The sequence below is a fragment of the Streptomyces sp. NPDC030838 genome, assembly GCF_055572035.1.
In genome coordinates this window covers 872,956-890,580 of sequence record NZ_JBVIED010000001.1, presented here as the reverse complement: position 1 = coordinate 890,580, position 17,625 = coordinate 872,956, and the positions used below count along the sequence as shown (strand labels likewise).

Genomic DNA, 17,625 nt, shown 5'->3' with positions numbered 1-17,625 from the left:
AATCCGTAAGGGCATCCGCACAGAGCGTAAAGACATCCGCACGGGAGCCCGGATTGCGGTGAATCGTCCGCCTCGGGTGGTGGACGTTCCGCAAAAGTGCCACACGATCACCCGTGGGCTGCTCAACTTTGACTCAAGGCACGACGCGAACGCGCGACCCGAGGCAGAGTTCCGCACCCGTGAAGGAGGCCGTCGTGAGACGAGTACGCCCTGGGGCGACGGCGTCCCGCGGTGGTGCCGGCTCCCGTGCGGCCGGTGCGGACCGGACTCCGCTGACCAGCGTGGCCGCCGGGGACCGCTTCGAGGGCGAGGAGCCCGCCGACCTGCCCCGGCTGTGGCACGTCACCCTCAGCGTCTCCGGCGAGGCCGCCCCGCTGGCGGAGGTCCGGCGCGCCCTGGAGCAGCTCGCCCACGACCACCCGTTCCTGCTGACCAGCCGCTACGCGCCCGACCACGCCGAGATCCGCTACTGGGAAGAGGCCCGCGACCTGCACGACGCGGCGGCCGTGGCGCTGCGGCTGTGGGGCGAGCACCGGCAGACCGCCGGGCTGCCGCCCTGGGAGATCGTCGGCCTGGAGGTCATCGACCGGGCCACCTACCACCAGCGGATCGCCGAGGGCTACGGCCCGCCCCCGGCGAGCCCTGTCGGAGTTCACCCCTTTTGATCCGTCTCGGGGTGTGGAACAGGCGGTGAGCGCGCCCGTCCGGCGCACTACCCTTCCCTCATGACCACGCTCTCGCCGTACGACTCGATGTCCCCGGTCACCCAGGCCGCCTACCGCGCCAAGGCCGCCGCCGCCGACCTCGCGCCGCTGCCGCGGTCCGTGAAGGACGACGCGCTGCTCGCCATCGCGGACGCGCTGGAGGTGCGGACGAGCGAGATCGTCGAGGCCAACGCCAAGGACGTGGCCAAGGCCCGCGAGAACGGCACCAGCGAGGGCATGATCGACCGGCTCACCCTCACCCCCGAGCGGGTCCGCGCCATCGCCTCCGACGTCCGCGACGTGGCCGCGCTGCCCGACCCGGTCGGCGAGGTCGTCCGCGGCTCCACCCTGCCCAACGGCATCGACCTCCGGCAGATCCGGGTGCCGCTCGGTGTCGTCGGAATCATCTACGAGGGCCGGCCGAACGTCACGGTCGACGCCGCCGCCCTCTGCCTGAAGTCCGGCAACGCGGTGCTGCTGCGCGGCTCGTCCTCGGCGTACCAGTCGAACACCGCGCTGGTCCGCGTGCTGCGCGACGCCGTGGGCGGCGCCGGGCTGCCCGCCGACGCCATCCAGCTGGTGCCCGGCGAGAGCCGCGACAGCGTGCGCGAGCTGATGCGCGCCCGCGGCCTGGTCGACGTGCTCATCCCGCGCGGCGGCGCCTCGCTGATCAACACGGTCGTCCAGGAGTCCACCGTCCCGGTCATCGAGACCGGCACCGGCAACTGCCACGTCTACGTCGACGCGCAGGCCGACCTCGACATGGCCGTCGAGATCCTGATCAACTCCAAGGCCCAGCGGGTCGGCGTCTGCAACGCCGCCGAGACCCTGCTGGTCCACCAGGACATCGCCGCCGAGTTCCTGCCGCGCGCCCTGGACGCCCTCGCGGACGCCGGGGTGACCGTGCACGCCGACGAGCGCGTGATGGCGTACGCCAAGGACTCCAGTGCGACCGTCGTGGAGGCCACGCCGGAGGACTGGGAGACCGAGTACCTGTCGTACGACATCGCCGCCGCCGTCGTCGACTCGCTCGACAAGGCCGTGGAGCACATCCGGCTGTGGACCTCCGGCCACACCGAGGCCATCGTCACCACCTCGCAGCAGGCCGCCCGCCGGTTCACCCAGCTGGTCGACTCCACCACCGTCGCCGTGAACGCCTCCACCCGGTTCACCGACGGCGGCCAGTTCGGCTTCGGCGCCGAGATCGGCATCTCCACGCAGAAGCTGCACGCCCGCGGCCCGATGGGCCTGCCCGAGCTGACCAGCACGAAGTACATCGTCACCGGCGACGGGCACGTACGGCGCTGAGGCGCGCGACCCCGGCGCGCGCATCCGGGGTACGCGGTTGAATTTCCATACCGTCTGCCCAAATTGACCCCCCAGGTCTACTCTGGATCCGTGCCGGAGGACGTGGGGGGTTCGCCGTTCCCTGACGGCTGGGAGCCCGACGACGACCACGACCGCGGGGTGTCGGACGAAGAGTTCGCCTCCGTGGTCTTCGACGAGGCCTTCGTACGAGCGGCCGTGGTGCACGAGCCGACCGCTGTGGAGCGCCTCCTGGCCGCGGCCCAGGCCAGAGCGGAGGCCTCCGAGGCGGAGGCCCGCCGGGCGCACGGCCGCGGCGAGCGCTATGACGACGGGTACGGCGGCGACGAGCCGGGCGCTTTCGGTCATGATCCGGACTTCGACGCCCTCGACGACACCGACGTCCTCGACGGCCCGCAGCCCGGCACCTACGGCAAGCACGGCCGCTGGCACCGCCCTGTCGCCTGGCTGCTCGCCCTGGTGATGGGCGTGGGCATGGTCGCCCTGGCCTTCGCCGCCGTCTACCGGGGCGCCTCCTCGGGCCGCCAGGACCAGGTGCCGCCGCCCGCCTCCACCGGCCTGGAGCAGGGCGGCACGGCCGGCCCGTCGGCCTCCGCGGACTACTCCCGGCCGGCCGTCTCGGCGGTCCCGCGCACCCCCTGACGAGCGGCCGCGCACGCCCCGCGCAGACGGCTTCCCACCTGGTGAGCAACTGTCAGAAGTTGTCCAGTGACAGGGCGTTTACCGGGGCGCCGCGAGACCTACCCTGAAGATATGGGCGGGCCTGGAGACCCACCTGAGGGGACACCCGACGGCGCCCCCAACGGTGCAGACGACGAGTACCGATCCGTCGTGTTCGACGAGTCGTTCGTCCGCGCTGCCCGGCTCCAGGAGTACTCCGCGCAGGAGCGGATGGGCGACCACGCGCCCGCCGTCCGCCGCCGCCCCCCGACCCGCCGCGGGCTGCCCCGGCAGGCCCTGGTCCTGGTGCTGCTGATCGCCGTCGCCTTCGGCACCGCCGTCTACATGGGCGTACGCCATCCCTACCAGGCCGAGCGCACCGCCCGGCCGCCCGCCGTCGAGGCGCTGCGGATGACCGTCATCCCGCTCGCTCCCCAGGGCCCGGTCCCCGGCACCACCAACCTCGAACAGCTGTACGCCGAGAGTCCCGCCGCCCAGTTCCGCGTCGGCGCCGAGGGCATACCGCTGCCCGCCGCCCGGCGCACCGCGCACTTCTCCGACGGCCAGGTGCTCACCGCCCTCAGCACGGCCAAGGACTACGTCGTCCGCTCCTCGCTCTACCCCGAGGTGCTCTCCGGCGGGCAGGTCCGCCCCGTGCGGGTGCTCCTCGACCCTGACCAACAGGAGCAGTTCGACCGGAGCTTCGACCACCCGACGGCCGACGGACAGCACGCCGCGACCGGCTGGCTGGTCCGCTTCGACCCGGCCGTCGCCGAACTCGCCGACCCCAAGATCCGCGTCCAGGGCAGCCTGCACGCCGAGGAGGCCGACGCCTCCACGCTGGAGGTCACCGCGGACCACACCTTCGTGTACGCGCTGCGGCCCGCCGGGGGCGACGGCGCCGACGAGGCGTCCCTGTTCACCGTCCGCCGCGAGCTGCACTTCCGCTTCGACCGCGACGACCTGCGGCTGCACCAGGCCCAGCTGGTCGGCGCCCAGGTCCAGGCCGGGCCGCTGTCCTGCGCCGAGGACACCGCCGACCGGCTGCACCCGCTGCTCGCCGGCCAGACCGCCAAGGAGGGCGGCCCGGCCGGCACCGACCCCTACGCCTCCGACGGCGCCACGGCCCTGTGCGGCACGCTGGCGGACAGCGCCCAGCCGAAGGTCTAGTTCTCCTCCGGCACGTCGTCGGCGGGCCCGTCCTTGCGTGGCGGTGTGCCGGTGAAGCCGCCCCAGCCGCGGCGCACCCGGCCGCCCAGGTCCCCGGCGCCCCCGGCGATGTCCGTGACCAGCTTCATCAGCGGGTCCTTGGAGCCGCGCACCTCCGACGCGTAGTGCGCCGCCGACTCGCGCAGCGACTCGGAGACCTTGGTCTCCTTGTCCTCGTCCCGCTTCGGGTAGTGGCCGTCCATGAGCCGCTGGTAGTCCCGGGAGGCGGCCCACTTCTTCAGCTCGGCCGCGCGGACGGTGGCGAAGGGGTGGGAGCGGGGCAGCACGTTGAGGATCTTCAGCACCGAGTCGCGCAGATCGCCGCCCGCCTCGTACTCCTCGGCCTGCTCCAGGAACGCGTCCACGTTCATCTCGTGCAGATGGTTGCCGCCCGCCAGCTTCATCAGGCCGCGCAGCGAGGCCTGGAGGTCCTGCCCGACCAGCAGGCCCGCGCGGTCGGCGGACAGCTCCGACTTGCGGAACCACTCGCGCAGCGCGGTCACGATCGCCATGATCGCGACATTGCCGAGGGGTATCCAGGCGACCCGGAGGGCGAGGTTGGTCAGGAACAGCAGGATCGTGCGGTAGACGGCGTGGCCGGACAGGGCGTGACCGACCTCGTGGCCGACCACCGCCCGCATCTCCTCCTCGTCCAGCAGCTCGACCAGACCGGTGGAGACCACGATGATCGGCTCGTCCATGCCGACGCACATCGCGTTCGGCTGCGGGTCCTGCTGGACGTACATCGGCGGGACCTTCTCCACGTCCAGGATGTAGCAGGCGTCCAGCAGCATCGCGTGCAGATGCGGGAACTGCCGGTCCGAGACCCGTACCGAGTCGGACAGGAACAGCAGCCTCAGGCTCCGCTCGGGCAGCAGACCGCTGAGCGTCTTGAAGACGGTGTCGAAGCCGCTGAGCCGGCGCAGCGCGACCAGGGCCGAGCGGTCCGCCGGGTGCTCGTAGGCGCGCGAGGAGATCTCCGGGAAGCGCCGGCGCCGCCTGCCGGGCAGCTGCTCGGATCCGGTCTGCGGGTGGTCGTAGGACATCGGTCCCCCAGGTGCGTCGGTGTGCCGGTCCGGACGCCGTGCCCGGACCGCTGCCGGTCCGTGCCCCCGAGGCAAGGCCCAGCCTAGGCGGAGTTACCGTGGACGGGCAGCACAGCGAAGGAGTCCCACGTCATGGAGTACAACGCCGCGTCCGCCTGGCTCATGGCCGCCGAGCAGCAGGGGGCCGGGAATCTCCTCCGGGTCGTGCTGATCGTGATGGTGGTGGGCTGTGTGCTGACCGCCTGGTTCCTGCTCCGGGGGTACAGGCGGAAGGACGACTGATCGCGCGCGAAGGTTGCCCGGGAAGGGAGTCGGGGTGATCGCGGCGCGGTCGCCCGCATACGATGGGCCGACATCTTTATCCCGCCCACACGCGATAGGTCCTGACGACGATGAGCCTCCACACCACCGCCGCCCAGCTGGTCACCCTCGCCTCCGAGGGCGGGGAGCACGGCGGCAACCACGACAGCATCAACCCGCTGGTCACCGGGGGCGGTGCCTTCGTCATCCTGATGCTCCTGCTGTGGGTGACCACCCGCTTCAACCGGGACCGCTGACCCGGCTCCGACTCCGGCCGTCGGGCTCCACAGACCGGGCCGGTAGGGTCTGCACGCATGGGGAAGCAGGACATGCCTACCGGTCCGGTGAACGACACACCGCAGGACAAGAGCGGTGGCGGCAAGCGCCGCCTCGGCGTCATGGGCGGAACGTTCGACCCGATCCACCACGGCCACCTGGTGGCCGCGAGCGAGGTCGCCGCGCAGTTTCACCTGGACGAGGTCGTCTTCGTGCCGACCGGCCAGCCGTGGCAGAAGAGCCACCGCACCGTCTCGCCGGCCGAGGACCGCTACCTCATGACGGTCATCGCGACCGCCGAGAACCCGCAGTTCTCGGTCAGCCGTATCGACATCGACCGCGGCGGTCCCACCTACACCGTGGACACCCTGCGCGACCTGCGCGCGCTCAACCCTGACACGGACCTGTTCTTCATCACCGGCGCCGACGCCCTCGCCCAGATCCTCACCTGGCGGGACACGGAGGAGCTGTTCTCCCTGGCGCACTTCATCGGGGTCACCCGCCCGGGACACCACCTGAACGACCCCGGACTCCCCGAGGGCATCGTCTCGCTCGTCGAGGTGCCCGCCCTCGCCATCTCGTCCACGGACTGCCGTGCGCGAGTCGCCAAGGGCGACCCCATCTGGTATCTGGTGCCGGACGGAGTCGTGCGCTACATCGCCAAGCGCGAGCTGTACCGCGGCGAGTGAGCCGAGAGGGGCACCGGTGAACGACCGATACGACGCGGGCTACGGCGGCGAGGGCCAGTACGAGCTGGTCGGCTACGACGAGTACGGCCGACCCGTGTACCAGCAGGCGCAGCAGCCGTACGACCCCTACGCGCAGCAGCAGGCCCCCCAGGGCTACGGCTACGACCCGTACGCCACCGGCCAGCAGCCGCCCGTCCCGTCGTACGACCCCTACGGGACCGGTCAGCAGCCGCCGGTGCCCTCCGCGCCCACCGCACCCTCCGGGCCCTCCGCGCACGAGGGCTATGACGCCTACGACCCCTACGGGCAGCAGCACGCCCCCGCCGCCCCGCAGCCCCGGGTCGCCGAGCAGACGGCCTACATCCCGCAGCAGGCCGGGCCGGCGGACCACGAGGGCACCCGGCCCGCCTCCGCGCGGGACGACGACCGCGACTACCGCACCGAGCAGTTCGCGTTCGTCGAGGAGCCCGACGGCGACTCCGAGGACGTCATCGACTGGCTGAAGTTCACCGAGAACCGCACCGAGCGCCGCGAGGAGGCCCGGCGCCGGGCCCGCAGCCGGCTCATCGCCCTGGTCGTCGTCCTCGCCCTGGTCGCGGTGGGCGGCGTCGGCTACCTCTGGTACGCCGGGAAGCTGCCCGGTCTGTCCACCTCGGACGACAAGACGGGCACCACCGCGACCGGCGGCGCCCAGAAGCGGGACGTGATCGTCCTCCACCTGCACGACACCAAGGGCGGCGGCACCTCCACCGCCCTGCTGGTCGACAACACCACGACCAAGCAGGGCACCACCGTCCTGCTGCCGAACTCCCTCGCCCTGACCGGCGACGACGGCTCCACCACCACCCTCGCCAAGTCCGTCGAGGACGACGGCTCCTCCGGCACCCGCGAGGCCCTGGACACCGTCCTCGGCACCTCCATCCAGGGCACCTGGCGGCTGGACACCCCCTACCTGCAGAACCTCGTCGACCTCGTCGGCAACATCGAGATCGACACCAACACCGACGTGCCCGACCCGGACGCCAAGAAGAAGGGCGAGACCCCGCTGGTCAACCAGGGCCGGAAGCAGACCCTCAGCGGCAAGATGGCCGTCGCCTACGCCACCTACCGCGCCCCCGGCGAGGCCCAGAACGACCAGCTGGACCGGTTCGGGCAGGTCATGCAGGGCGTGCTGCGCAAGCTGACCTCGGACGCGCAGGGCGCGACCGTCACGGTGCAGACACTCGGGATGATCATCGAGCCGCCGCTCACCGACAAGGACCTCGGCGCCTTCCTCGCCGCCCTCTCCGACCTCGCCAAGAGCGGCGACTACAAGACCGCCATGCTGCCCGTCGAGACCGACGGCACCCTGACCGCGCAGGCCGCCGACAGCGTGGTCAAGAACGTCCTCGGCGGCACCGCCAAGAGCCCCGACCAGGGCGCGGCCGTCCGGGTCTCGGTGCGCAACGCCAGCGGGGTGAGGGACAACACCGAGAAGGCCCGCGTGGTCCTCCTCAACGGCGGCTTCACCTTCCTGGAGGGCGGTACGGCGGGCAGCGCCGAGGCGACCTCCAAGGTCACCTACGCCGAGGCCGCCGACAAGCAGAACGCCACCGAGGTCGCCAAGACCCTCGGCCTGCCCGCGAGCGCGGTCGCCAAGGGCCAGGTGTCGTCCAACGCGAACGTGTCGGTGGTCCTCGGCCAGGACTACGAAGGGTAGCCCCGCGCGGGCCCCGCGTAATGGCGTGGGGCCCGGTCGGTGGTCCGTGAGACCCTGGATGACAAACGCCCGCCGACGGAAAGCCGTGTAGTGACCGCAACCGACCGCTCCCTCGAGCTCATCACCACCGCCGCGCAGGCGGCCGCCGACAAGCTCGCGCACGACGTCATCGCCTACGACGTGAGCGACGTGCTGTCGATCACGGATGCCTTCCTGCTGGCGTCCGCACCCAACGACCGCCAGGTCAAGTCGATCGTCGACGAGATCGAGGAACGGCTCCTGAAGGAACTCGGCGTCAAGCCGGTGCGCCGCGAGGGCGACCGCGAGTCCCGCTGGATCCTGCTCGACTACGTCGACATCGTCGTCCACGTCCAGCACAGCGAGGAGCGCGTCTTCTACGCCCTGGAGCGGCTGTGGAAGGACTGCCCCGAGATCGAGCTGCCCGAGGACGCCAAGGCGACCCGCGGCAAGGCCGAGGAGCACGCCAAGCTCCAGGCCGCCGAGGAGGCCGCCCAGGCGGGTGAGTGGCGGTGAGCGCCACCGGTGAGGTGACCGCCGGTGGCAGAGGCCGGGGCCGCCGCGTCATCCTGTGGCGGCACGGACAGACCTCGTGGAACGTGGAGCGCCGCTTCCAGGGCACCACGGACGTCGAGCTGACCGAGATCGGCCGCGCCCAGGCCCGCCGCGCCGCCCGGCTGCTGGCCTCGCTGCGGCCGGACGCGATCGTCGCCTCCGACCTGACGCGGGCCGCGCACACCGCCGCCGAGCTGGCCGCGCTCACCGGCCTCGAGGTGGCCCACGACGAGGGGCTCCGCGAGACCTACGCGGGCGTCTGGCAGGGCCTGACGCACGACGAGATCATCGCCCGGTACGGCGACGAGTACGCCGCGTGGAAGCGCGGCGAGGCGGTGCGCCGCGGCGGCGGCGAACTGGAGACCGAGGTCGCCGACCGCGCGGCCCCCGTGGTGCTCCGGCACGCCGAGAAGCTGCCCGAGGACGGCACCCTCGTCGTGGTGAGCCACGGTGGCACGATCCGCACCACCATCGGCCGGCTGCTCGGCCTGGAGGCCCGTCACTGGGAGAGCCTGGGCGGCCTGTCCAACTGCTGCTGGTCCGTCCTCGGCGAGGGCGCACGCGGCTGGCGGCTGCTGGAGCACAACGCCGGCACCCTGCCGGAGCCGGTCCTCGGCGACGACGACTGAGCGTCGCGGGGCGCCCCGGGACCCGGATTTCACTTTCCGGCGGGTCGCAGGCTAAAGTTCTTCTTGTTCGCCCCGCCGAGCGGGGCGAATGAGAACATGCGGCTCCGCCGCGTGGCGCAAGGGGCTATAGCTCAGTTGGTAGAGCACCTGCATGGCATGCAGGGGGTCAGGAGTTCAAATCTCCTTAGCTCCACAGGACGGATCCCGTCCCCCACAGGGGGGCGGGATTTTTCGTGTGCGGTCTTGAACGAAGGTGACCGAAGAGGCGTATACCTCTGTGGTGGGTGGCGCGTCGGTGGTGCCGTGTCCGGACCGGTACCAAGGCGTCGCTGACCGTGTCGGTCCGGTCGTGGCAGAATCAAACGGCCGGAAGGGGGCGCGGCCCGACGGGAGGGAGTAGCGATGCCTTCGAGCATCCTCGAGGAGGTCGGCCACCTCCTCGGCGAAGCAGCGTTGATACGGAACACGGCCACCCGGCTCAGCTGCCCTTCCTGCGGTTCCGCGCACGTCGCCCAAGTCCTCGGCGACAACGGCGGAATCTCCTACGTGTGCACGGCCTGCGGCCACAGCTGGAGCTGATCGATGGGTGCACACAGGCGGAAGTGCGACTGGTGCGGCAGCGGTACGCCGATCGTCCGGGACATGGAACCGGTGAACCCCGACTACCAGTACTGGTGCGAGGAATGCGCGCGGGCGCTGATCATAAAGGGCGACCCCATCGAGACGTACCGCGAACTGGAGGGCGAACCGATCTACGGCCGCCTCCTGGAGGAGCACTGCACCCTCAAGCGGTTCTACTCGTTCGTGACAGCCTGAGCGCGGCGCACGCCAGGAAGGCGCAGCCGGTCGCCGCGTAGAGGCCGGAGAGCAGGAACTCGGGCCCGTTCTGGTGCAGTTCCGGCCGGGCTTCGCCGTGCGGCACCCACCACAGGGCGTACGAGCAGAAGACCAGCAGCGTGCCCGCCGCGGCCGCGCGGTGCCCCCGGGCGCCGAGCAGCAGCACCAGGGGCACACACCACACCCAGTGGTGCGACCAGGACACCGGGCAGATCAGCAGCGCCGTCACCGCGCACCCGAGCACCGCCCACGCCCGCTGTCCGCGCAGCTCCGCCGCGACCGCCGCGGCCAGCCCGGCGGCGCCGACGAGGGCCGCCGCGACCACCCAGGCGGCCCCCGGCTCCGGGGTGTGCAGCGCACGGGCCAGGACCCCGCGCAGCGCCTGGTTGGCGGTCTCCTCGGCGTGTCCGACCCGGCCCGCGCGGAACACCATGCAGCTCCAGAACCGCCAGGAGTCGTACGGCAGCAGGGCCGCCGCGAGCAGGGTGGCGCCGGCGAACGCGGTCACCGCCCCGCGCGCGTGCCGCAGCCAGGGCGCGCCGGTACGGCCCCTCCGGTGCGCGGCGACACCGGTGGCGAGCAGGAACACCGCGAACAGCGCCGGCGTCAGCTTCACCGCCGCGGCGAGGCCGATGCCGAGGCCGGCCAGGCGGTCGCCGGGGCGGCGGGTGAGGTCCCACAGGACGAGCACGGCCAGCAGCAGGTTGATCTGCCCGTACCGCACTGTCGTCCACACCGGCTCGCACCACACGGCCGCCGCCGCGACCCACCAGACGGTGTCCACGCGCGCGTGCCCGGCGAGCCGCAGCGACAGCCGGACGAACACGACCAGCAGGACGAGGTTCCCGGCCGTCGCCAGGGTGCGCAGGCCCGCGGTGTCGAACAGCGTCAGCGGGGTGAAGAGCAGGGCCGCGAAGGGCGGGTAGGTGGTGGGCAGTTGCGCCGCCGTGGTGCGCAGGGCGTACAGATCGCCGCCCGCGCGGACGGTCGCGCCCTCCGCGCGGTACACCATCACGTCGATCATCGACACCTGCGCGGCCCGCTGCGCGACCCAGAACGCGGCGAAGGACAACAGGCAGACCCCGAGGGCGGTCGGCACACGGCGGCGGACTCCGGAGAACGCGATCACGGTCACGGGGGCCGACGATAGCGCTCATATTCGGGCAGAACGGAAACGATTTGGTGTTCCGCCGGGGGGACCGTGTAATGTTCTCTGTGTCGCCGCGAGGGAAACCCGCAAGGGAAACCGAGGCGGACGGCACACCGCAAGGGGCTATAGCTCAGTTGGTAGAGCGCTTGCATGGCATGCAAGAGGTCAGGAGTTCAATTCTCCTTAGCTCCACAGCAGATCCCGCCGGGTCAGGACCGACCCGGCGGGATCTTTTTCGTCGGGGCCCACTCAGCGGCCGAGCGCGCGGCGCCCGCGGCCCTGGGACAGCACCGGCAGGTTGCGGGACGAGGTCCGCTCCCGCGGCGTCTCCTCCTCGATCCGCAGGGCGAGCGCCGGACAGCGGCGGACCGCGCGCAGCGCCTTCGCCTCGGCGTAGCGGGGCACGGCCGCCTGGGCGACGGTCGGGAAGCCGTCGGCGCCCAGCTCGAAGACCTCCGGGAGGATGTCGGCGCACAGGCCGTGCCCCCGGCACAGGGTCCAGTCGACGTAGATCTTCTGGCGGCTGGGGCCGTTCTCCTCGGCCGCTCCGCCGCCGGGGACGCCCGTAGGGGCCCCGCCCCCCTCGAAGAGTGGCAGAACGCCCTCCACGGGCCGTCCGCAGCCGTTGCCGAGGACGTGGGCGGCGAGGTCGTCGGTGAACGCCTTGATGGTCGACTCCAGGAACATCGCCGAGCCGTCCGGGTGCGAGCAGGCGCCGCGCCGCTTGACGTTCTTCGCGACCTGCTTCAGCGCCTCCAGGGCGGCCGGTCCGCCGCCGTTCAGGATGTCCTCCATGCCGCGCGCGGCGGCCGGCAGCCCGAGGTAGCAGGGGCCGCACTGGCCGGCGCTCTCCTCCGCCAGCCACTGCGCCACCCGCAGCGACTCGCCGAGCGGGCAGGTCTCCTGGCTGATCGGCAGGATCGCCCCGGCGCCCAGCGAACCGCCCACCGCGTCCAGCGAGTTGCGGGAGACGATCGCCTCGTTCACCGTCGCCGCGTCGATCCACTTGCCGTGGTAGCCGCCGGTCAGCACGCCCTGCGGGACCGGTGGGGCGCCGGCGAGCTGGAGGACGTAGCGCAGCGGCACCCCGGTGGGCACCTCGATCACCATCGGGCGGGCGACCGCCCCGGAGACCGTGAGCAGCACGGTGCCCGGCTCGTCGTACAGGCCGGTGTTGCCGTACCGCTCCGGGCCGATCCGCGCGGCGATGGCCAGCTGGGCGAAGGTCTCGGCGTTCGACAGGAGGGTCGGGGCGCCGCCGACTCCGCTGACCGACGCACTGATCTTGCGGCCGGGCGGGATCGCCGGGCCGCCGTCGATCGAGCGGATCAGGGAGGCGGCGGCGCCGGTGACCATGCGGACGGGATTGCGCTGCACGCGCGCGCGGAGCGCCGACCTTCGTCCGTTGCTCAGGCCGCGCTCGGCGAGCGCGGCCTCCATGGAGCGCTGGGTGGACTCCCGGGTGACCCCCACCACGAGCGTGCGGGCGCCCAGGGCCTCGGCGCACAGCAGGGCGCCGTCCAGGATCAGGTGCGGGGCGCGGTTGATCAGCACCGTGTCCTTGCGGCAGGCGGGTTCGTCCTCGCTTCCGTTGACCACCACCACCGGCCGTACGCCGCGGCGGATCGCCGACTCGGCGACCGACCGCAGCTTCTTGTGGAAGGGGAAGCCCGCGCCGCCGCGGCCCCTGAGATTGATGCGTTCGGCGAGCTGCGCGAGCTGCTCGCCGCCCAGGGGTTCGAGCGGCCCGTGCACCTTCAGGTGCATGGGCAGATCGAGTCTTTCGACAAGGTCGAAGCCCGACGTGAGCTGAGGAAGTCCGACCACGCGGACTTCGGGTACGTCGGGCAGGGCCTCGTTCACTTAAAGCCTCCGGAAGGCGTGTTCCAAGGTTCGCCCGAACCCGGTGCGTCGAAGTCGTAGGACGCACCGGGGAGTGTTTCTGTGGCGGGACCGCTGTTGTCGTACGTGTCGTTCGGGTTGTACGTGCCGTAGAGGGTGTTCGACTCAACCGTGTCGTACGCCGTGTCGTACGCCGTGTCGTACGCATCACCGCCGGCGTAGCCGCCGACGCCCGGATTGCCATAGGCGGGGATGGTGTGTCCGGTGTCCTGGAGGGGGTCGTACGCCGACGGGGGCGCCTCGCCGACCGGCGGCGGGGACGGGATCGGCCAGGAGCTGTCCACGCGGGGCAGCGATTCGGTGGGCTGGAGGTCCGGGGCGGGCCGCTGGGCCCTGCGGGGGCGGGACACCGCGCGGTAGGCGGCCGCGAAGCCGCCGGCCGGCTCGGCGGGGCGGTCGGCGCGTTCGAACGGCGGGAGCGGGTTCTCGTAGCCCGGCAGTGCCGTGGTGTCCGCGCCCGCCCGCGCGCGGCTCGCGTCCAGGTCCTCGCGGCCCGGCTGCTCCTGGCCGCCTATCAGGGCGGCGATCCGGTCGGCGACCTGGCGCTTGACCGGGCGGGGCGCCGAGCGCAGCGCCAGGGCCGCGATGACGGCGACCAGGGACAGGCCGTAGAGGAAGACGAAGACCGGCTTGGCCTGGCGGCCCGCGAACAGGCCGTGCAGCAGCGCCGCGCACCAGGCCGGGTAGGCCAGCATGTGCATGGTCCGCCAGCGGGCGGCGATCGGGGCCGGGGAGGCGAAGGCGCTGCGCAGGGCGCCGGTGAGGCCCACGAAGATCATGAGCAGTCCGGCCAGCGAGCCCAGCCCGATCAGTCCCGCGCTGCCGGTGACGCCGAGCGAGAACGGGATCAGCGCGGCGATCACGCCGACGTGGTCCAGCGCCACCTTGGTGATGATGTGCAGCAGCAGGAACGCGATCGAGGCGACCGCCGTCGTCCGGTGCACCGCCTGTCCGACGATCCGCTGGCGCGCGTTGAGGAAGATCCGGTCCTGGGCCACCAGGCCCCAGATCACCGAGCAGGTCAGGGAGACCAGGCAGAGCACGCCCGCGCCGAAGTTCAGGAACTCGCGGAGGGTGTCACCTCCGGCGAGCACGAGCACGGGTATGAGGACCAGCACGGCAGCCGACGCCGCGCCATAGGCCGACCGGCCCTGTTTGGCGAGCGAGCTGTTACTGCGACGAGGGTTCATGGGGGCGACTCCGAGCGGTTCGGTAAAGCGGTCCCGGGCCGCACTCTAGGTCGCGCCATACCCGTCGGTACGAGGTTTGAGTTATTGCGCTGTTATCAAATGACAATGCGGTTGTTGTGATGCCCCTTAGTGGCTGTTACGCGAAGTAATCCTTGACCTTGGTTCAGCTTTGGGCCGGGTCCGGTTCGGGTTCGGTGGGCCGTGGAACGTCGTCGCGGCCCCGTCCGGGCCTGCGGTACCCTGACGCCATGCGTGCCGTACGCCTTCTGCTTAGCGGGCCGCGCTGATCAGTCCCGGCCACCGGACGAGTCGAGTGGCCGGAATCGGCGCGGCGTCCCCTCCTGTGCGAGGGGATTTTTCGTTTCTCGACAGCCGTAGGCAGAGACGATCGATGGAGCTTTGAGGATCATGAGCGAGACGAACCCCGCTGCCGCCGCCGAGGTGGTGGCGCCGCACCGCTACACGGCCGCCATGGCAGCCGAGATCGAGGCACGCTGGCAGGACTTCTGGGACGCCGAGGGCACCTACGCGGCGCCGAACCCCAGCGGTGACCTGGCCGGCGACCCGGGGCTGGTCGCCAAGCCCAAGAAGTTCATCATGGACATGTTCCCGTACCCCTCCGGTGCGGGCCTGCACGTCGGCCACCCGCTGGGCTACATCGCCACCGACGTCTTCGCGCGCTTCCAGCGCATGACCGGCCACAACGTCCTGCACACCCTGGGCTTCGACGCCTTCGGCCTGCCCGCCGAGCAGTACGCCGTGCAGACCGGCACGCACCCGCGCGTGTCCACCGAGGCGAACATCGAGAACATGAAGGCCCAGCTGCGCCGGCTGGGTCTGGGCCACGACAAGCGCCGGTCGTTCGCCACGATCGACCCGGACTACTACAAGTGGACCCAGTGGATCTTCCTGCAGATCTTCAACTCCTGGTACGACGACGAGGCGAAGAAGGCCCGCCCGATCTCCGAGCTGGTCGCCCAGTTCGAGTCCGGTGAGCGCGAGGTGCCCGGCGGACGCTCCTGGAGCGAGCTGAACGCCGTCCAGAAGGCCGACGTCCTGGGCGAGTACCGGCTGGCCTACGCCTCCGACGCGCCGGTCAACTGGTGCCCCGGCCTGGGCACCGTACTGGCCAACGAAGAGGTCACCGCCGAGGGCCGCTCCGAGCGCGGCAACTTCCCGGTCTTCAAGGCCAAGCTGCGCCAGTGGAACATGCGCATCACCGCCTACGCCGACCGGCTGCTGGAGGACCTGGACGCGCTGGACTGGCCCGAGGCCATCAAGCTGCAGCAGCGCAACTGGATCGGCCGCTCCGAGGGCGCCCGCGTCGACTTCCCCGTCGACGGCGAGCACATCACCGTCTTCACCACCCGCCAGGACACCCTGTTCGGCGCCACCTACATGGTGCTGGCGCCCGAGCACCCGCTGGTCGACAAGGTCGTCCCGGCCGCCTGGCCCGAGGGCACCCACCAGGTGTGGACCGGCGGGCACGCCACCCCGGCCGAGGCCGTCGCCGCCTACCGCGCGCAGGCCGCCTCCAAGTCCGACGTCGAGCGGCAGGCCGAGGCCAAGGACAAGACCGGCGTCTTCACCGGCGCGTACGCCGTCAACCCGGTCAACGGCGAGCAGGTCCCCGTCTTCATCGCCGACTACGTCCTGATGGGCTACGGCACCGGCGCCATCATGGCCGTCCCGGCGCACGACACCCGTGACTTCGCCTTCGCGCGCGCCTTCGAGCTGCCGATGCGGTGCGTGGTCGAGCCGTCGGACGACCGTGGCACGGACCCGTCGACCTGGGACGACGCCTTCGCCTCCTACGACGCGCGGATCGTCAACTCGGCGAGCGACGAGGTCTCCCTGGACGGCCTGGGCGTCGTCGAGGCCAAGGCGCGCATCACCCAGTGGCTGGAGTCCAAGGGCATCGGCGAGGGCACCGTCAACTTCCGGCTGCGCGACTGGCTGTTCAGCCGTCAGCGCTACTGGGGCGAGCCCTTCCCGATCGTCTACGACGAGGACGGCGTCGCCCACGCGCTGCCCGAGTCGATGCTGCCGCTGGAGCTGCCGGAGGTCGAGGACTACTCGCCGCGCACCTTCGACCCGGACGACGCGAACACCCAGCCCGAGACGCCGCTGTCGCGCAACGAGGAGTGGGTCAACGTCACCCTGGACCTGGGCGACGGGCCGAAGCAGTACCGGCGTGAGACCAACACCATGCCCAACTGGGCCGGTTCGTGCTGGTACGAGCTGCGTTACCTGGACCCGCACAACTCCGAGAAGCTGGTCGACCCGCAGATCGAGCAGTACTGGATGGGCCCGCGCGAGGGGCAGCCGCACGGCGGTGTCGACCTGTACGTCGGCGGCGCCGAGCACGCCGTGCTGCACCTGCTGTACGCCCGCTTCTGGTCCAAGGTGCTGTACGACCTGGGGCACGTCTCGTCGGCCGAACCGTTCCACAAGCTGTTCAACCAGGGCATGATCCAGGCTTACGTCTACCGCGACAGCCGGGGCATCGCGGTGCCGGCCGCCGAGGTGGAGGAGCGTGACGGCGCGTACTACTACCAGGGCGAGAAGGTCTCCCGGCTGCTGGGCAAGATGGGCAAGTCCCTGAAGAACGCGGTCACTCCGGACGAGATCGCCGCCGAGTACGGCGCCGACACGCTGCGGCTGTACGAGATGGCGATGGGTCCGCTGGACGTGTCGCGGCCGTGGGACACGCGCGCGGTGGTGGGCCAGTTCCGCCTGCTGCAGCGGCTGTGGCGCAACATCGTCGACGAGACGACCGGTGAGGTCACCGTCGTCGACGGCGAGCCCGACGAGGAGACGCTGCGCGCCCTGCACAAGGCGATCGACGGGGTGCGCGGGGACCTGGAGGGCATGCGGTTCAACACCGCCATCGCCAAGGTCACCGAGCTGAACAACCACCTGACCAAGTCGGGTGGTGCCGTGCCGCGCTCGGTCGCCGAGGCGCTGGTGCTGCTGGTCGCGCCGCTGGCCCCGCACATCGCCGAGGAGCTGTGGCGCAAGCTGGGGCACACCGACTCCGTGGTGCACCAGGACTTCCCCGTCGCCGACCCGGCCTACGTGGTGGACGAGACCGTCACCTGTGTCGTCCAGATCAAGGGCAAGGTCAAGGCGCGGCTGGAGGTCGCCCCGGGCATCTCCGAGGAGGAGCTGGAGAAGGTCGCGCTGGCCGACGAGAAGGTCGTGGCGGCGCTGGACGGGGCCGGGATCCGCAAGGTGATCGTGCGGGCGCCGAAGCTGGTGAACATCGTTCCGGCGTGATCGGACGGTGAGTATCGTTCCGGCGTGATCGGACGGTGAGTATCGCTCCGGCGTTATCGGACGGTGAGCATCGCTCCGGCGTTATCGGACGGTGAGCATCGCTCCGGCGTGATCGGACGGTGAGCGCGGCTCTGGTGGGGCTGGTCCCCTAGGGGG

Annotated in this window: 17 protein-coding genes and 2 tRNA genes; 15 read left to right on the top strand and 4 right to left on the bottom strand. The window is 71.4% G+C overall.

The genetic code is table 11. The annotated features are described in order from the left end of the window. The first annotated feature begins 194 nt into the window (after nucleotides 1-194). From ACZ42A_RS04005 to ACZ42A_RS03990, 4 genes are all read left to right on the top strand, one after another. Complete coding sequence (locus tag ACZ42A_RS04005; protein ID WP_468525541.1) at nucleotides 195-665, top strand: hypothetical protein; 471 nt, start codon at nucleotides 195-197, stop codon at nucleotides 663-665. Between the two features lie 60 nt (nucleotides 666-725). Next, nucleotides 726-2,012 carry a glutamate-5-semialdehyde dehydrogenase gene (locus tag ACZ42A_RS04000; protein ID WP_468525540.1) on the top strand — a complete coding sequence of 429 codons (1,287 nt, stop codon included), beginning with the start codon at nucleotides 726-728 and terminating at the stop codon, nucleotides 2,010-2,012. 90 nt (nucleotides 2,013-2,102) lie between these two features. Next, nucleotides 2,103-2,672: an SCO2584 family spore wall biosynthesis protein gene (locus tag ACZ42A_RS03995; protein WP_468525539.1), complete on the top strand. Its 570-nt coding sequence runs from the start codon at nucleotides 2,103-2,105 to the stop codon at nucleotides 2,670-2,672. 111 nt (nucleotides 2,673-2,783) lie between these two features. Then, nucleotides 2,784-3,860, top strand: coding sequence for an SCO2583 family membrane protein (locus tag ACZ42A_RS03990; protein ID WP_468525538.1), 1,077 nt, complete (start codon nucleotides 2,784-2,786; stop codon nucleotides 3,858-3,860). Here the strand turns inward: ACZ42A_RS03990 and ACZ42A_RS03985 are convergent. Next, the gene (locus ACZ42A_RS03985) at nucleotides 3,857-4,945 is read right to left on the bottom strand and encodes a M48 family metallopeptidase (protein WP_468525537.1); all 1,089 of its coding nucleotides are present in this window, start codon (nucleotides 4,943-4,945) and stop codon (nucleotides 3,857-3,859) included. The two genes, ACZ42A_RS03990 and ACZ42A_RS03985, sit on opposite strands and share 4 nt — an antisense overlap. Before the next feature lie 132 nt (nucleotides 4,946-5,077). On the opposite strand from ACZ42A_RS03985, the gene ACZ42A_RS03980 reads away from it, so the two are divergent. From ACZ42A_RS03980 to ACZ42A_RS03940, 9 genes are all read left to right on the top strand, one after another. Further along, nucleotides 5,078-5,227, top strand: coding sequence for a hypothetical protein (locus ACZ42A_RS03980; protein WP_468525536.1), 150 nt, complete (start codon nucleotides 5,078-5,080; stop codon nucleotides 5,225-5,227). A 110-nt stretch (nucleotides 5,228-5,337) separates the two neighbouring features. After that, nucleotides 5,338-5,502 (top strand): hypothetical protein, encoded by a 165-nt coding sequence (locus ACZ42A_RS03975; RefSeq protein ID WP_468525535.1) that lies wholly within the window; start codon nucleotides 5,338-5,340, stop codon nucleotides 5,500-5,502. Between the two features lie 57 nt (nucleotides 5,503-5,559). Continuing rightward, nucleotides 5,560-6,210, top strand: a complete 651-nt coding sequence (nadD, locus tag ACZ42A_RS03970) for a nicotinate-nucleotide adenylyltransferase (RefSeq protein WP_468525534.1) — start codon at nucleotides 5,560-5,562, stop codon at nucleotides 6,208-6,210. A gap of 16 nt (nucleotides 6,211-6,226) precedes the next feature. Continuing rightward, nucleotides 6,227-7,909 carry an LCP family protein gene (locus tag ACZ42A_RS03965; protein ID WP_468525533.1) on the top strand — a complete coding sequence of 561 codons (1,683 nt, stop codon included), beginning with the start codon at nucleotides 6,227-6,229 and terminating at the stop codon, nucleotides 7,907-7,909. A 90-nt stretch (nucleotides 7,910-7,999) separates the two neighbouring features. After that, nucleotides 8,000-8,443, top strand: a complete 444-nt coding sequence (gene rsfS / locus ACZ42A_RS03960) for a ribosome silencing factor (RefSeq protein ID WP_468525532.1) — start codon at nucleotides 8,000-8,002, stop codon at nucleotides 8,441-8,443. After that, nucleotides 8,434-9,111, top strand: a complete 678-nt coding sequence (locus ACZ42A_RS03955; RefSeq protein ID WP_468525531.1) for a histidine phosphatase family protein — start codon at nucleotides 8,434-8,436, stop codon at nucleotides 9,109-9,111. The genes rsfS and ACZ42A_RS03955 overlap by 10 nt, the downstream gene beginning before the upstream one ends. Before the next feature lie 120 nt (nucleotides 9,112-9,231). Next, nucleotides 9,232-9,304 (top strand) — tRNA-Ala (locus ACZ42A_RS03950). Nucleotides 9,305-9,513: 209 nt separating this feature from the next. Then, entirely contained in the window at nucleotides 9,514-9,690 is a 177-nt protein-coding gene (locus ACZ42A_RS03945) for a hypothetical protein (protein WP_365758847.1), read from the top strand. 3 nt (nucleotides 9,691-9,693) lie between these two features. After that, nucleotides 9,694-9,927, top strand: coding sequence for a hypothetical protein (locus ACZ42A_RS03940; RefSeq protein ID WP_003976229.1), 234 nt, complete (start codon nucleotides 9,694-9,696; stop codon nucleotides 9,925-9,927). On the opposite strand, the gene ACZ42A_RS03935 is transcribed toward ACZ42A_RS03940, so the two are convergent. Next, a complete protein-coding gene (locus ACZ42A_RS03935; protein ID WP_468525530.1) occupies nucleotides 9,896-11,083 on the bottom strand; it encodes a glycosyltransferase 87 family protein in 1,188 nt (395 codons plus the stop codon). The two genes, ACZ42A_RS03940 and ACZ42A_RS03935, sit on opposite strands and share 32 nt — an antisense overlap. A 134-nt stretch (nucleotides 11,084-11,217) precedes the next feature. Between ACZ42A_RS03935 and ACZ42A_RS03930 the strand changes: the two genes are divergently transcribed. Next, nucleotides 11,218-11,290, top strand: a tRNA-Ala gene (locus ACZ42A_RS03930). Between the two features lie 57 nt (nucleotides 11,291-11,347). On the opposite strand, the gene ACZ42A_RS03925 is transcribed toward ACZ42A_RS03930, so the two are convergent. Both ACZ42A_RS03925 and ACZ42A_RS03920 read right to left on the bottom strand, forming a co-directional pair. After that, nucleotides 11,348-12,961, bottom strand: coding sequence for an NADH-ubiquinone oxidoreductase-F iron-sulfur binding region domain-containing protein (locus ACZ42A_RS03925; protein WP_468525529.1), 1,614 nt, complete (start codon nucleotides 12,959-12,961; stop codon nucleotides 11,348-11,350). Next, nucleotides 12,958-14,190, bottom strand: coding sequence for a cytochrome b/b6 domain-containing protein (locus tag ACZ42A_RS03920; protein WP_468525528.1), 1,233 nt, complete (start codon nucleotides 14,188-14,190; stop codon nucleotides 12,958-12,960). The genes ACZ42A_RS03925 and ACZ42A_RS03920 overlap by 4 nt, the downstream gene beginning before the upstream one ends. 408 nt (nucleotides 14,191-14,598) lie before the next feature. Here ACZ42A_RS03920 and leuS point away from each other — a divergent pair, with 408 nt between their 5' ends. Continuing rightward, a complete protein-coding gene (gene leuS, locus ACZ42A_RS03915) occupies nucleotides 14,599-17,469 on the top strand; it encodes a leucine--tRNA ligase (RefSeq protein WP_468525527.1) in 2,871 nt (956 codons plus the stop codon). The last annotated feature ends 156 nt before the right edge of the window (nucleotides 17,470-17,625 follow it).